The sequence below is a fragment of the Sphingobacterium sp. ML3W genome, from assembly GCF_000747525.1.
In the GTDB taxonomy this organism is placed as follows: Bacteria; Bacteroidota; Bacteroidia; order Sphingobacteriales; family Sphingobacteriaceae; genus Sphingobacterium.
In genome coordinates this window covers 2,012,998-2,028,188 of the sequence record NZ_CP009278.1, presented here as the reverse complement: position 1 = coordinate 2,028,188, position 15,191 = coordinate 2,012,998, and the positions used below count along the sequence as shown (strand labels likewise).

General features: G+C 36.4%; 13 protein-coding genes. All 13 read right to left on the bottom strand.

Annotated elements, in window-relative coordinates; genetic code table 11:
* Positions 1–281 precede the first annotated feature (281 nt).
* Positions 282–2,579, bottom strand: a complete 2,298-nt coding sequence (locus KO02_RS08780) for a M60 family metallopeptidase (RefSeq protein ID WP_051959823.1) — start codon at positions 2,577–2,579, stop codon at positions 282–284.
* 76 nt (positions 2,580–2,655) lie between these two features.
* Complete coding sequence (locus KO02_RS08775) at positions 2,656–3,513, bottom strand: discoidin domain-containing protein (RefSeq protein WP_038697619.1); 858 nt, start codon at positions 3,511–3,513, stop codon at positions 2,656–2,658.
* Between the two features lie 32 nt (positions 3,514–3,545).
* A complete protein-coding gene (locus KO02_RS08770) occupies positions 3,546–5,324 on the bottom strand; it encodes a RagB/SusD family nutrient uptake outer membrane protein (RefSeq protein WP_038697617.1) in 1,779 nt (592 codons plus the stop codon).
* Between the two features lie 21 nt (positions 5,325–5,345).
* The gene (locus KO02_RS23945) at positions 5,346–6,596 is read right to left on the bottom strand and encodes a hypothetical protein (RefSeq protein ID WP_200878620.1); all 1,251 of its coding nucleotides are present in this window, start codon (positions 6,594–6,596) and stop codon (positions 5,346–5,348) included.
* Positions 6,597–6,602: 6 nt separating this feature from the next.
* A complete protein-coding gene (locus tag KO02_RS23940) occupies positions 6,603–8,723 on the bottom strand; it encodes a SusC/RagA family TonB-linked outer membrane protein (RefSeq protein WP_200878619.1) in 2,121 nt (706 codons plus the stop codon).
* A gap of 180 nt (positions 8,724–8,903) precedes the next feature.
* Positions 8,904–10,043, bottom strand: a complete 1,140-nt coding sequence (locus KO02_RS08760; RefSeq protein WP_038697615.1) for a FecR family protein — start codon at positions 10,041–10,043, stop codon at positions 8,904–8,906.
* Positions 10,044–10,164: 121 nt separating this feature from the next.
* A complete protein-coding gene (locus KO02_RS08755) occupies positions 10,165–10,671 on the bottom strand; it encodes an RNA polymerase sigma-70 factor (RefSeq protein ID WP_038697613.1) in 507 nt (168 codons plus the stop codon).
* A 223-nt stretch (positions 10,672–10,894) separates the two neighbouring features.
* On the bottom strand, positions 10,895–11,059 hold the full coding sequence (locus tag KO02_RS23935) for a hypothetical protein (RefSeq protein ID WP_200878618.1): 165 nt from the start codon (positions 11,057–11,059) through the stop codon (positions 10,895–10,897).
* Entirely contained in the window at positions 11,046–11,333 is a 288-nt protein-coding gene (locus tag KO02_RS08750) for a hypothetical protein (RefSeq protein WP_038697611.1), read from the bottom strand. The genes KO02_RS23935 and KO02_RS08750 overlap by 14 nt, the downstream gene beginning before the upstream one ends.
* Positions 11,334–11,373: 40 nt before the next feature.
* Positions 11,374–11,820, bottom strand: a complete 447-nt coding sequence (locus KO02_RS08745) for a DUF5675 family protein (protein WP_038697609.1) — start codon at positions 11,818–11,820, stop codon at positions 11,374–11,376.
* A gap of 15 nt (positions 11,821–11,835) precedes the next feature.
* Entirely contained in the window at positions 11,836–12,390 is a 555-nt protein-coding gene (locus KO02_RS08740; RefSeq protein ID WP_144243281.1) for a DUF6266 family protein, read from the bottom strand.
* Positions 12,391–12,442: 52 nt separating this feature from the next.
* A complete protein-coding gene (locus KO02_RS22725; RefSeq protein WP_051959822.1) occupies positions 12,443–13,087 on the bottom strand; it encodes a DUF6266 family protein in 645 nt (214 codons plus the stop codon).
* A 973-nt stretch (positions 13,088–14,060) separates the two neighbouring features.
* A complete protein-coding gene (locus KO02_RS08730) occupies positions 14,061–15,050 on the bottom strand; it encodes a hypothetical protein (protein ID WP_038697605.1) in 990 nt (329 codons plus the stop codon).
* Positions 15,051–15,191: the final 141 nt, after the last annotated feature.

Sequence of the window (15,191 nt, the reverse complement as noted above, 5' to 3'; positions counted from 1 at the left end):
CGCTCACAGACCATTTCAACATGGTTACTAGATTCCTTGTGAATCCTAGCCAATTCATTCTTGTTTCAGTAAGCTGATTCATATTAATACATTACGATTAAGAATAATATTCATATTCCAAGATTCAATAAACAGTATTGATTAAGTAATATTGCACTAAAAGAACTATTAGTAAGCACCTTGAAAATTTCTAAGGTACTTACTACTAGTTTTGATTTAAATAAAAAAAAATTGAAATTTTATTGTTAAACCATTTGACAGCGTATCACACATTGTCATGATTATCTATTTCCATATACTAGTGTTCTATCGCCGTTCCAAGCCACGGCTTCTATACGAGTTGCATCTTGAGGGTACCGTACTAATGTGCTACTTTTATCAGGTGAATCAGTGCCAACCATTGCTACTTTCACCAACTCATCGCCTTTATATGTTTCAAATACAGCAACATTTTTCCAAACATTATGATCAATATAACCATAACCTTTATCCATCTGCATAGTCACTCCTTGGTTAAAGTTCCCAATAACAGACAATTGCTTTTGATATGCATCCAAACTATTAGCAGTAAGATAATATACCACTGGACTCTTAGGTTTATTATACTTTTTAGCATATTGAATCAATTGATCACAATCTGCTTGCGTTATTGTAAGCTGTGCCTTTGTATAATCTTCTATAAGCTTATCAATAGGCTTCAACATTCCAACTTTCACAAAGAAGTCAGTCAAATCTTCTTGTACAATATCACAGACATTTTTCATAAAATTAAGCTGTAATTGACCGTTGCTCAAATTTGATTCATTGGAATTCCGAACAATTTCAGCAACATCTGCGTACCAGCCCTGTTTACGCCATGAAGTTCCTTCAGCAATATCATAATACAATAATAACTGCCATATTGGGCTTAGTTTGACAAAAGGATCACCACCATTTTCATAGCCTGTCATCTTATCTTGACCTTTTTGACATTGCCACTGCTCTCCTTTAACCACTCCGTAATTTAGGAACGAATTAAAGCGTCCTCCTAAAACATGATTATTATCACCATCATTTACGCGTTCTTGCTCTAAGTTCAGGTTATTTGGAGTAAAATGGTATCTCAACATTACGGAATAAATATTGTTGGTCACTTCGGTAGTACCTACCCATTTCAATCCAGGTCTTATTTGATTAACATGTCCAAACTCATGTGCTATCGCCCAAATTCCTTTCGTTTTTAAAACCTCAGGATTTGCCAATTCTTTCATTGTATTTCTAGCAAAAGCCGCTCCCCATCCATCTGCAAAAAGACCCGATTCAACAGTACGTCCAAACATATGATTCTTTGGAATCTTATTATATTTAGTAAGCCCCATGATGTCGAATTCCATCTTAACAACCTCGTCATAAAAATTAATCAAAGCAAGGCCATCATCACAATAAAGTTTAAGCTCAGGAGTTGAATAAGCTAAATTTACATACTCTCCTTTAATATCAAAAAAACCCGCAACAGATGCATTTAATAATTTAGTCCAATCCTCACGGTTATGTTTTGATTTATCAAAATATCCATTCACTTCTGCACTTGGAATATGAATTTTAACAGGTAATGCTGTTTTATAATTGTCCGTATAAAAAGAGATATAACCAAGACCATCATTGGTAATCTTAACTTTATTTAAACCCATTTTTAAGTTGTAGGATCCATCAGCATGGCTATCGAAATCGTGTACCTTAAGTGAAACTTCTTCTCCTTTTGTATCTCCTACAAGAATTACGACTTCAGATCCAGCAGAAAAATAGATACCTGTTGGGTTTTCAAATGGGTTATATTGTCCTATTTTCAAAGATTTAGCAGTACTTTGTACACTAGGATAAGCTTGATACTCTTGGATCCTAAATTCACCGGGGTAATTTTTATGATGCAAACTCTGTGCAATTGCCTTAAAGAATGAGTTTTTCATTGCATTGATTTGCAATTGACCAACGCCAGCTTTCAATTCAGAACAAGTTTCATCAGCAAAGATTTCAGATAACCCTTCAATTCCTGCTCCTTTTTGATAGAATTCCATTTCAGCACAGCTAACAAAATTATTATACCCGGTCTTTACAACAAATTTAAAAGATTGTACATCTTTTATCACATCAGAGAAAGTAATGGTTGCAACCCTTGCCTGTTGTTGAAAATCGTAATCCCCAACTTTGGTATATTCCGAACTTCCATCCGCCAAATACCACAATTCAAACTCTCCTATGAGGCCATTGTTACTATTTGTTCTTGGTTTATAGACCAAATAATCTATATCTTGAGGTTCACCAAAGTTAAATTCCAATGTAATCGGAAGTTTGCTACCACTCCAAGGGGAATGGTATATCGTTTTTAAATCACCGTCAAAAGATAGTTCAATTCCCTCACCTTGTTGAAAAGATGATGCCGTTCCACTTACAATTTTTATCAGACTATCGCCCTCAATCTCATCAGGTATCCCAGGCTCATATTTAACAGGGATAGGCTCATCAATTTCAAAAGGATTATTTTTACATTGCACAAAGAAGATTGACAGTGCTATAAGTATTATATATGATTTCAAGTTCATTTCAGTAAATTTTTATTTATCGTTATTTAAAACTACTTGGCGCATATTTAAATGCTAATTCCAACTTAAAATTTCATTAATTACGCTCAGGGTCCACTACTACTACCCATGTTTTATACCATTCGAGCTCAGCAATACTGAACCACGCTTTACCTCCAACACCACTTTTGGCATTATACCGAATTTTGGTAAACGTCATATCCTGCTTATAAAACATTTTAGACTCAAACTTAGCTCCCCCAGTAGTAGGTAATTCATCAGGCAATATTCTACCAATTTCAACCCAATTTTCTCCATCATTACTACCCGTAATATATACTTCTTCGGCGTTCGCATTATTACTACCGTTTCTGTTCCAAGAGACGAACTTTACCCCTTCCACAGGTTCTTTCAAGTCAAATTGTATCCATTGAGGAAAGGGTATTTTCTCATGCCAATTGGTATGATAATGCGTTTTCAAATCGCCATCGATTAAGTTCGCTAAATTGCCCTCAGTTGGATCTGAAGCATTAGCAGAAAGAGCACTTACCTGAAAATCAATCTTCTCAGCGTGCTCAGTAACCACAGGAGTGCGTGGTAATGCCGTACAACTGACTTGCAATGTATTGCCCCCTCTTTCCCCACCTTCACCCACTGTATAGATTTCAAACGTATATTCTCCATCTTTAGCAAGGATATCATCAATCAAAAGAGAATCCGTTAAATAACTAACATTCGTCTTGATTATTGCTCCTGTAAGTGGGTTCTTAAATTGTACAGGAACATATAAAAAATTCAGATCTGAAGGATTATCCCAACGGAGCATAATACTACCAGCGCGCGCCTCTGCCCTCAAATTCGTTACATCCGATGGAATATTCACTTCGTCTTTAGTACTACAGGCACTAAATAAAAATACCATCAAGGATAAAAGTAAATTATATTTATTTTTCATAATCTATCACACATCATTTGATTTTCAATTAATTAGTATCCAGGATTTTGAACCAACTTTGGATTGATATTCAATTCCTTATCTTGAATTGGAAGTAAATAGTTCTTAGGTGAAACAAACTTCCAAGCCAATACGACATCTGTTTCTTTAAAGAAATCAGCATCAGATGCTCCATTTATATTCATTCCCTTTGGATTCTGTCCCATATATTGTTCAGCCACTTTCCAGCGTTTGATATCCCATCCAAATTGACCTTCCATGAAAAGCTCAATCGATCTTTCTTGACGTACAATCTGTCTCAATTTATCTTGCGTCAATGCTGCTACTCCATTCCAGGCATCTTCAACAGTTGGAATACCGGCGCGCGTTCTGATTTTATCTAAATATTCCTTCCCTGCCGTTAGATTATTACTTTCTATCGCCGCTTCAGCAAGATTTAAATACAATTCTCCAAGACGAATCAAAGGCCATGCATATTTTGGGAAACCATTTCTAGTTTCATAAGAAGGTCCAACATTTTTTTTCACTAAATAACCAGACCGTGTAAAGTTTCGTGAACGGTTACCTTTACCATGTACATCATCGTTTCTATACTTCGTTATGATTCTTTTTTGGCCATCACGTTGCATTTCATACCAACCATTATGGAACGATATCCAGGAATAAAATCTTGGTTCTCTTTTCAAATTTAGATTCGCTGTACTTCTACCATCATAAAGACCGATAGCATAATACTGTTGTTTGTTAAAATAAGCTGGATCTTCGTCTATTGGTAAACCGTTTTCTGTATAGAATCTTTTCACGACATCCAATGTAGGTGCATTATTACTCCACGATGCTCCATCATCTGTTGGGTGACGTGGTGTAGCATTATTTTGAAAATCGTTCGCCTCCTCTTGTCTAGTATCTGCCCATATGATTTCACTAGAATTACGATCAATATAGGTCATTCTCAGTGACCATTCTGCCGGGTTAGTTGGAAATGGTAATTCCTCTGTTGGTACACCATTATAAAGCTTATAACCATTATTTTCGGCAAAAGTTACCGCCTCAAGGCATGCCTTGTACGCACGCTCCCATTTACTGGATTCTTTTGTCAAATTCATTAATGGTTGACCAGTTTCTGTATCTTTAAGAGAATTTGCATAAAACTCGCTATTGCCGTTAAATAATGGAGAAGCTGCATAAAGAAAAAGTCTGCCCTTTAGTGCTTTTACTGCAGTTTTCGTTGCTCTCCCAAAATAACTAGTTGATTGTACATCTAGTAGTCCATGCTCAGCATCATCGTACTTATTTGCAATCCAATCGACGCAATCATCAAATGAACTCCGTTTTGGAAATTTATCTTCTTTAATATCAAGATCAAATTCTCCATCTACCAAAATAATCGGTCCATATGCTTTTAATAGTACAAAGTGAAAATATGCAATCAGAAATTTTGCTTCCGCTTTATAAACCGCTTTTAGATCTTCTTCCATGTGGGGTACCTGATCAATATTGTTGATCAGGGTATAGCAGCGACGGATACCACCATACATACGGCTCCAAAATGTAAAATTTCCTAAATTAGCTACTGAATAGTTACCCGAAAGATTCTCTTCAGACCTTGCTAGTTCGGATGTTTGATAAAGGTTTGCACCCTGTCTTTCTTTGGGCATAAACGAATAACATGAATACAGATAACGCTCTGCAGCATTCTTATCTTTAAAGGCATCGGCCTCTGTAGGTCTCTCGTCTGGTACCACATCCAGATAATTACAGCTGGAAAATCCCAACAGTGTTATAAGTATAAAAATAACTATGTGTTTCATTTGAATTAATATTAAAAAGGACTACTTATTAAAGTTTACTTGTATACCTACATTAGCCACTCGTTGCGTTGGATAACGCAATCCGTTACCACCACCTTGTTCAGGATCCCAATATTTAAATTTAGAAAATGTCAACAAGTTTGTTCCTCTTAGGTATACCCTAAACATGCGGTGATTAAAACCAATTTCTGCATTCTTCAACTTTAGAAAATCACCATCTCTTTGCCAATATGTAGACGCTACCGTATTGTTGCTATTATCCATCTTACTTAACCGTGGATATTTGGCATTGATATCTGGATTACTTCCTTCACTCCAATGGTCATCTGCGATAAACTGTAACACACTTCGGGTACCATCAGTACCAAAAGGATGAAAACCACTCATCACAATCGAAGCATTTGCTACCCCCTGAAAGAAAAAGGAGAAATCAAACTTTTTATACCTGAACGAGGGACCAAATCCGTAAACAATTTCAGGAATTTCAGGACTTCCGGTATACATACGATCATTTGCATCTATTACATTATCATACTCACCATAAGCATCCGCCAAATTTTTATATTTTATGTCGCCTGCACTTATAAATCCACCTATATTCTGTATCGGACTATTCATCACTTCAGCATCGTCAATAAATAATCGTTCTGCCTGATATAATAATGGTGTTGAAGTTGAATGCCCTACGCGAGATAAATTTGGATATCGTGTAAAAGCAGGTTCATCGTATTCTAAAATCGTATTTTTAGCATAAGTAAATGTTCCTTTTAAGGAGACAGAGAAATCACTAGAAACTTGTTTAGCATAATCAAGCGATAAATCAAATCCCTGATTTTTCACTTTCCCGAGGTTACCAAAAACCTTAGTTGTTAAATCGATATATTTATCTTTTGGATTGATACCTACAAATTCAGGAATACTTCTTCGCTCCATAAAAATATCACGGCGCATCTCACGGAAGAAATCAATAGTTAAGTTGAAACTGTTTTTAATACTTAGGTCTAGACCCATATTAATTTTTTCACCAATCTCCCAGGTAATATTAGGATTGGCAAATCGAAAATACTTTGGACCATTTCTAGTTACATTTTGATCACGACCAGTAGTATAACCTAAATCACCATTTTCCAAAGCAATGTCAGACAAATATAGGAAACGATCACTACTGATTTGATCATTCCCTACTAATCCCCAAGAACCTCTTATCTTTAAATTTGTAATTGTTTCTGACAGACCATTAAAATAATCTTCCTTACTAATAACATACCCCAATCCTACTTATGGAAAAAAACCAAAGCGATGGCCTTTTGCAAAATTTTCAGTACCATTATAACCAAAATTTACCTCAGCTAAATATTTATAGTCATAAGCATAAGTCATCCTTCCAGCGATACCCTGTTTCCGTTTTGGTAAAGACTGAATTAATCCAGAAGGGTTATTTACATTATACTCTTCTTGATTATAAAGTATCATCCCTGTCACATTGTGAACATTTGCAAACGTTCGATCATAGTTTATCATACCCTGCAAATAGATCTGTCGATCACCCGAAGAACTTGTATTGGTATTTAAGGTGGTCACCTGTTCAGCACCAACACGACGCAAATCATAGTTTTCTATAGCCGAATGATCACTATTCCAACTGTAATCGGCTACTTCAAATTGATTATACCCCCCCGACCGTGTGGTATTTGTCGAGCTCCAGTTCTTAAAAGAAAATAATCCACTAGCAGACAATCCTTTGGTAAAAAAGTCCAATTTTTGATTCAATTCAATATTACCCATTACCGTACTTTGAAAATTGTCGGAATATCCTCTTACCATTTCAGCATATGGATTTCGAAAACCATTGTTAAATGCTCCACCACTTCTTCCTCCCCATTTGATATAGCTATATTCAGAATCTTGTGGAAATCGAATTGGAAAATCCACAGGGTTAGCTTGCATAATCAACCCAAACAAATCATTAGCACCCGTATGGGGTCCATGATAATCTCGTAATTGTGCATTAACCTTAACCGTTGCTTTGGTCGTTGACGTCAGGTAGACATTAATGTTATTTTGCAGGACATATCGATTGATTTTGATATTATTATCGTATGAAAAGTCCTTTACATTCTGGAGCATACCAGATTCACCATTATAAGATACATTACTAAAATAATCCATCTTTTTTCCACCACCTCGCACACTAAAATTGACATTTTGATTCAATGCACCTTTTTTAAACAACTCATTGTACCAATTTACGTCAGGAAATAAATAAGGGTTTAGGCCACGATTCGTCCCATCGATTTTATCAATGGGATATAAGATTTCACCAGTTTTCCTAGTGGTTACTGCTTCATTGAACAGTGTCATATAATTTACACCATTCACAAATTCGGGAACCGTTGTAGGAGATGTATAAGTGGTTTCAAATCGTCCATTAATAATTGGTTTATCCAAGTCACGGCCAGATTTAGTAGTCACAATCATAACCCCATTAGCCCCTCTTGTACCATAAAGTGCTGTTGCAGTTGCATCTTTCAAAATAGAAAAGCTTTCAATCACTTCAGGATCCAATGTATTCAAGTCTCCGGAACTTGCACGGACTCCGTCGATCACGATCAATGGAGATGTCATACCACTGAAAGTGGATATCCCCCTAATCCAAAAATCAGCACCATCAGCACCTGGTTCTCCGGATCTTTGTACAGCCACAACTCCTGCTAATCTTCCAGCAAAACCAGTAGATAAATTAGCACTAGGTACACGTAGATCATCTACTTTTACCGTCTGTACTGCTCCAACCACACTGGCTTTCTTTTGAGTACCATAACCTACGACGACCACTTCCTCAATAGCAGCAGAAGATTTTTTAAGTACCACATTCAATCTTGCATTACTGTTCTCTATTTTCTGCTCTTCATATCCCACCATTGAAAATACAATGAGGGCATTGGATTTGGTTAATTTAAGGCGAAAATTCCCTTCAAAATCTGTTTGTGTTGCATTTGCAGTTCCCGATTCAGTAACGCTCACTCCTGCTATCGTTGCTCCAGTTTCGTCTAAAACTTTACCAGTTACGATAATTTCTAGAGACTGTTCAGTGTTGTTTTTAATATGCTCTCGTTTTTTGATAACAACAGATTGATCAAATATTGTATATTTAAAATCACTATTTGCGAACACTTTTTTGAGCACATGTTCTAATGTTTCATTTTTTAAAGAAATAGTTGTTTTAAGATCATTTAATATTCCTGTTTCATAGATAAACCTAACACCTGTCTGTTGGGTTATATTCTTTAAAACGGTTTCTATTTTCGAGTTAGATACATTCATATGGATTCCCTGTGCATTAGAAGATGCATAAGAACCCAAAACTGAAGCAATCAACATAAAAAAAGTTAATTTCATTATGAGTAGTATTTTCAATAAGGAATTATTAGGTTTCGGGCAATACGAAACTTGTGAATAAAGTTTTTTATTCATAGATTGGTAAAGAATTAATGGTTTACAATACTTGTTAATTTACAATTGGAGCAGAGGTATTGGAGTACCTCTGTTTTTTAGTCTTTAATTCATATTTCCTCCTCTTTAATTTAGGTTGTTTATAATTAGCTTCTTTTCATTTATTTTAAACTGGTAACCAGTCAATTCCGTTAATACTGCACATAATTTAGCAAGTGTCACATCCTTTTTTATTCCACCTTGATATTTCTTATTAGAAATATCTCCATGATATTGTAACTCCACACCGTACCAACGACTAACTTCTTCCATTATCTGTTGAAGTGCTTTATTATCAAAATAAAAATAACCATTCATCCATGCCTTTGTACCCTCCATGTCAGGTACATTTTCCACTAGCAATAAATTATTTTTAATTTCAACTTGTTTTCCTGCATCAATTTGAACTTCTTGAGATTTACTGTTAACCTTTAACTTACCTTCTGTTAGAACAACTTTTGATTCTTTCGAATAAGCTGTCACATTAAAAGCAGTCCCTACAGCTTGCATAGTCATCTGATTAGCTTCAACTATAAAGGGTCTTTTAGAATCACTAGCTACGTCAAAATAAGCCTCTCCTTGCAGTATCACACGTCTTTCGTTTGTGCTGAAATTTACAAAATATTCGAGATTAGATTCTGAATTCAACCACACCTTAGTACCATCACTCAAAACCATGTGATACACCGATCTGTTTGGAATTATTACTTTGTGCTTCAAATTGGATTTTATTTCCCCCTCTTTATTTCCCGTTAACCTCAGTATATCATCCGTACTCTCTTTTCCCAATATAAACCGTTCATCCCCTTCAATCTCTAAAATAGCTAATGTATCACCTGGCAGAATATCATTTTTTTGCCCGTAATACTCATCTTTTATGATATACTTTTCCTCTTCATTACCATTTATCCACATGTAAAAACTCGCTATTAATACGATAGAAGCAGCAGCAGAAATAATTCGTTTCCATTTAATTTGTTTGACCTTTTTACTCTTTAAACTTCGTTTCGAATTAAAATCAGACCATTCTTTATCTAAGTCTAATTTTCTAAAGTCTATATGTGTTTCTATTGTTCTATTTTTTGCCATCCTTTTAACCATAGCATCAGCTTCAGGGTAATTTATGGCTAATCGGGCCAAAACCAATTCCTGTTCTACCGTAAGCGGAACTCCACGAAGTACTAATGCTGACAATTCGGCTAATAATATTTTATCGTCTTCTATCATAATTTAAGGCTAAGTAACTTGAAAAGTTAAAAAGGGTGATTGTGAATTTTAAATTTTATTTGCATCCATCTTGGCATAGACACAAACAACTAATACACTGAGACATACATTTAAGCAGTTATCATAGCAGGAAACTAAAGAATGTCAAAAATTTACTTTTAAGAATCCTTAATGCTCTTTGTCGCTGTGTCTTTACGGTGTTGATACTTATCTTTAGTTCGTCAGCAACTTCTTCGTATTTTTTATTCTCAAAATAAATTAATTTACAAATATGCTGACATCCCCCGGGAAGCTGTTCTAATTCCTTATACAATTCACCAACTATCTCCGCTTGAATCAAATTATTCAGCATATCGATATCATCTACCTCATCTGGTTGAATTAGCTGATTAATTTTGTTTGAGACTTGCAAGCGTCTCAGATAATTATTACTTAGGTTTTTTACTGTTGTATATAAAAAACTCTTTAACACAAGGGGAGGTTTATCAAACATTCCTTCGTTTTCAATAAGGATCATAAAGGCATCCTGAACTATATCCTTTGCTATATCCTGTGATTTAGTCCAACGATAAGCAAACTCACAGAGTTTTAAATAATAATCCTTAAAAATTAGTTCAACAGAAGACATTGTTTAGGTTTAATTTTGCTAGTAGACTAATGTATACAAAAGTTAACAATATATAAAAACAAATGTGGTTAATTAGCTAAAATATCGAATAATTGACTACAACAAACATGACTTCAATCTCAATAAGTATCCAGCTTAATTTAAAACTTCTGCAAATTGGTAAACTCCCAATAGCCTCCCATATCACCTGTGAGAGGCTAATCGATTAAACAATCATATTAATTTACTTTTTTCGACATCTCCCCAACAATCGACTCGTAAGGAAGCTCACAACTGTACCTATGGCAGCCATCACTACTGTCTGCAGGATATCTCCTAAAGACAGCGACGCCCAGATGGAGCAAAGCGTACCACCTACGGTACCAATACGGATATCATTCATTTTCATCCGGCACCTCCATTTCTTTATTGCGTACTAACTCTTGTTTAGCAGACACTTCATCAGCTCGTGCATGTACGGATTGATTTTTATCATCCGTCCCATGAGGTTCCACTCGATTTGCGCTGTCATCAAGACTCTCCTCTTTATCCAACACCGTCTCCACTACACCCAATCCTAAGGCAATATATTTCAGTATATTCAACGCCTTCCCAGGCAATTTTATCGGCGCCATCAAGACCACTTGCAGCACACGACTTATTTTCATCAGTATCTTTTTCATTTTGTTTAATTGTTAGAAAGTTATGAGGTTAGTTAGTCCGTCACTTCGTTACTTGAACAAACATCTCCCCCTCCTTCATCACCTCCACCAACAGCGCATACAAGCGCTTGTACGCCGTAACCGACTGCTCTATCCGATAGTCCCCATTCTCGAACACATATCTCTTACCTACCAACACACAACCAGCAGTTTGCCGATGGGTATTGCCAATATGGATATACACATGACTAAAGTTTGGGATACCTTGGATTTCCATCATACCTTGATGCAGTTTAGGAAAACGATCGTAGTAATTGCCATTCATACCTCCATCGTTGTTTATACCTAAGCGATAAGTGCCTAGAGGAATGCAGGTACTGCCCGGTATCTTAATTTTTCGAGGAACATCCTCCAGACCATAACACACAAACACATCATTGCAGTATATTTCAGATAAGGTACTATTCTTCCCCTGCTGTATACGAACTACTTTTAATACAGATTTCATGATAAATACATTACATTAAAAAACTCCCAGATACCGACTGTTGCTACAGTTCTGCTTGGTACGATCGTGTACGATTAAGTAAAGATGCACCTTCAAGTCATGCATTCCATGTGGAAGGTCCATTAACAATTGACCGTGACTTCGCCAAATTTCCTCCTCATTGATGGCTGCCAATTCTTGATCAATTGCATATGCACATAATAAAACCCGATCATCATTAGCATCAATACTCAGTATTCCCACATCTTGAGGATCCCAAGACATAGAGATGGAATTGCCAGATCGGGAAACGCTAGTCCCATGGAGGTTACCTTTGACACCTATACTCAGTCTTGCCTTAGCCGGATTGACTGAGATATTTGGATATGCACCTTCCATCGCACTGTGCAGTGTAAATGCCATGGCACGGCCAATTGCTGTACCTTTATTTTTGCGATGCTTAAATCCAATTTGAATCACCAGATTTACAGGATTTAAAAACAGACGAGCCTTTTGAAATTTCATACGAACTGTTTGCGTTCCATTTTCAATTTTGGGCTTATTTGTCGACTGTAGAGATAATACTTTCATATACATTTATATAAAGTAGCCGGCACTTTACACCGGCTACAGCGTTAAACCATTACGATAATTCAACCTCACCTAGATAGGTAGTTTTACTTACCCGTTTTCCTTTTCTGTCGGCAAAGAAGACCCACACATGTCCCACTTCACCATTAAAGTGTTCTGGAAATTCGATATCGACCGATCCATCACCTCGGACAGGAGGCTCGGGAGCTGTCAAAAATTCGTCGATTGTTGGCACATAAAGCAGGATATGAACTTGATCATCCAGTTCCCCTTTCTGTATTTTTATGGCCGATGGCGACCAATTTACCTTCAGAATACCAGCGATACCAGTAGCCCACATCATACCACCAGGTTGCAGACCACCCTTTGAAATAAGTATCTTGCTATAATCCAATGTAAAATTGGGGTAAGTGCCTACCACTGCCGTATTGATATTCGCCTGCAGTGCGACATTTGTAGCAGTCATCCTATTTGCGTTTACCTGACCAAAACCGAGGTTAACAAAAGAAGCTATCGGCATGATAAATTTGGCAATCGTATAAAAACGAGCCTGTTGCATAAGCTGTTCTTCCGTTGCTGGTTTTGTCCTCTTCTTGGACAGACCTTTGATGTAATTGATACTTTTCCAGCTAGAGCCAATTATCGCTCCCGCTTTTCCACTAAAACCTCCAAGGGCTCCTTGCAAAATTGTTCCCATTGTCTTTTCTTTAAATTCAAACCATCATAAAGTATTGATGCATACCGGTATAGCTCACTTTACGAAAGCAAACATACAACAGAAAGACCCCCAAAGTCAATAGGTAATTAGCGTTTATCCAGTTGCTGTCCAGACCAATCAGGCTTTAGAAAACACGGGTAAAATAAATTGTCCACTTGCTGTCCTATACTTTTTTGAGCAAGAGTTAGACCCTTGGTGGCCACCCCAATATTGAAAAACAATTTTAAGCAGGTAACTGTCCAAGTCTTATTCGGACTTTATTCAGACCAGCTTCGGCACGGGTATACCTTTTGCCTACACATTCCCTACCCTGCGCCTACTAAAACTCTAGGCAAACTGTAGACAGTTAGTAGAACAACTGTAGGCAAATAGTAGCGCATAGCCGAAGCCATCCCGAACATGGTGCGAAGACAATTATAAGTCAATCGCCCACAGGATATCCTGAATCAATCAAGTTGCAATAAAATAAAAACAGAAAATACGAAAGAAGAATGATATTCAGATTGGAATATGAGCTGATTAAAAGAGCTATTAATCAGGTAGATTGTGGTATGTTTTTCTCAGTTTGACCATATCCTCATAGCGGAACAGTTTACCTTTATTGTTCCGGCTATGATAGCTGATCATGTTCTTTTTCTCGCACCGATAGAGTGTTTTAGGTTCAATGGCCACAAACTTGCAGACCTCTCTGCTATTGACCAAGACCAAAGGTTGATCGGGGTATCTTACTGCGAATAAGATCCTTGATTTCCTCTTTACAATCAAGGATTTCTTTCGTCAATGAAACAAAAAGAATAGGCCAGCAAAAGTGCTGGCAGTCATGCGGTTCTGTTGGTAGTTTGGGGCAACTACCAGATTGTTTTTTATGCATATGAATTCATATTAGCGTCAATTCCCTCCTAAACTCTGGTATAGTCTGCAACTGACTTGGTTAAAGAAAAAAAGCGCTGCTTTAATAGTAAATCCGGTCTTTATACTGGTCTACCAGTACCTTAAAATGCTTCGCAAAAGTAATTTGTTTAGAGCGCGAGCTTTTGAACAAGTAATTGGACCTGTCCATCTGTGCTGCAAATGAACTGCTATAATCTGCAAGCAGCTCGGGATCACTACTTATAAAACTTTGGATCATAAATATTTTTTGACATAGTTTTACCGCATTTTCACCTTGACCCAAGACCATAAAACCCTCGCGCAAGGTAGACTCAAACTCGTATATCTCTATTGCCTCCAGATTATTTTTTCGAGTCGACTCTATACAATTTTCTAGGTAAGTGGCTAAAGCATCAACCTCATCCCATAATTGCTGTATGGTCTCCTGTTCATTAAATTTACCATATTGTTGGCATTCCTTTATCAGCAACAACAACTTTTCAAAAGTATTGCGATCCCATATTTCTTCACTTTTAATCTGGGTATAAGTTTGAGCAACTTTTTCAAAAGATAAATCAAGGCACAGCAGTTGGACTCTTTCCCTAAACTCTTCAAAAGATAGCTGCGTATCAAAAGTCTGATAATAATAAATGTAAAGTTTAAAATAAGTCAATTGCTTAAAACGGAAAAGATGAAACATCGGTACTTCCGAACATACGATCTTTACCCAAGGATCCTCCATTTTCAACAGATTGCCCAAAGTTTCCTGATATAAATGCAAATATCGAGGCAGTTTATAGAAAAAATTTTCCTTTGTTAGCGATATATAATCGTAAGAAGAACTATCAATACATGTTTCTCCAGATACCTTTGCAATTTCTGTCCAGCTGATTCCAAAGTTCGACATCAATTGTGTTATTTCATCACCTCTGAGTACAGTATTCCCATTCATACGATTCATTACAGATCTTTGGCCCACGCCAAGAACCTTGGTCAATTTTTCCATACGAATTTTCGAATTTGTCTCATTTTTTGCGATTAATTCAAATATGACATCATAAAACTTCTTCATAATTTCCCCTATATTACTTTCTATTTAATTGTATAAATAATCTGAACGCTGAATTTACAAATATATCGTATTAAATAAAAATGGTTTCCTGTAATTTCAGCGTAACCCTATGGGAAAGACATAAAATATTCCAAATATTTT

What these genes read in the sequence shown, in the direction of transcription:
- KO02_RS08780 (WP_051959823.1), bottom strand. Translation starts at nt 2,579, where the DNA reads ATGAACTTGAAATCATATATAATACTTATAGCACTGTCAATCTTCTTT.
- KO02_RS08775 (WP_038697619.1), bottom strand. Translation starts at nt 3,513, where the DNA reads ATGAAAAATAAATATAATTTACTTTTATCCTTGATGGTATTTTTATTT.
- KO02_RS08770 (WP_038697617.1), bottom strand. Translation starts at nt 5,324, where the DNA reads ATGAAACACATAGTTATTTTTATACTTATAACACTGTTGGGATTTTCC.
- KO02_RS23940 (WP_200878619.1), bottom strand. Translation starts at nt 8,723, where the DNA reads ATGAAATTAACTTTTTTTATGTTGATTGCTTCAGTTTTGGGTTCTTAT.
- KO02_RS08760 (WP_038697615.1), bottom strand. Translation starts at nt 10,043, where the DNA reads ATGATAGAAGACGATAAAATATTATTAGCCGAATTGTCAGCATTAGTA.
- KO02_RS08755 (WP_038697613.1), bottom strand. Translation starts at nt 10,671, where the DNA reads ATGTCTTCTGTTGAACTAATTTTTAAGGATTATTATTTAAAACTCTGT.
- KO02_RS23935 (WP_200878618.1), bottom strand. Translation starts at nt 11,059, where the DNA reads ATGAAAATGAATGATATCCGTATTGGTACCGTAGGTGGTACGCTTTGC.
- KO02_RS08750 (WP_038697611.1), bottom strand. Translation starts at nt 11,333, where the DNA reads ATGAAAAAGATACTGATGAAAATAAGTCGTGTGCTGCAAGTGGTCTTG.
- KO02_RS08745 (WP_038697609.1), bottom strand. Translation starts at nt 11,820, where the DNA reads ATGAAATCTGTATTAAAAGTAGTTCGTATACAGCAGGGGAAGAATAGT.
- KO02_RS08740 (WP_144243281.1), bottom strand. Translation starts at nt 12,390, where the DNA reads ATGAAAGTATTATCTCTACAGTCGACAAATAAGCCCAAAATTGAAAAT.
- KO02_RS22725 (WP_051959822.1), bottom strand. Translation starts at nt 13,087, where the DNA reads ATGGGAACAATTTTGCAAGGAGCCCTTGGAGGTTTTAGTGGAAAAGCG.
- KO02_RS08730 (WP_038697605.1), bottom strand. Translation starts at nt 15,050, where the DNA reads ATGAAGAAGTTTTATGATGTCATATTTGAATTAATCGCAAAAAATGAG.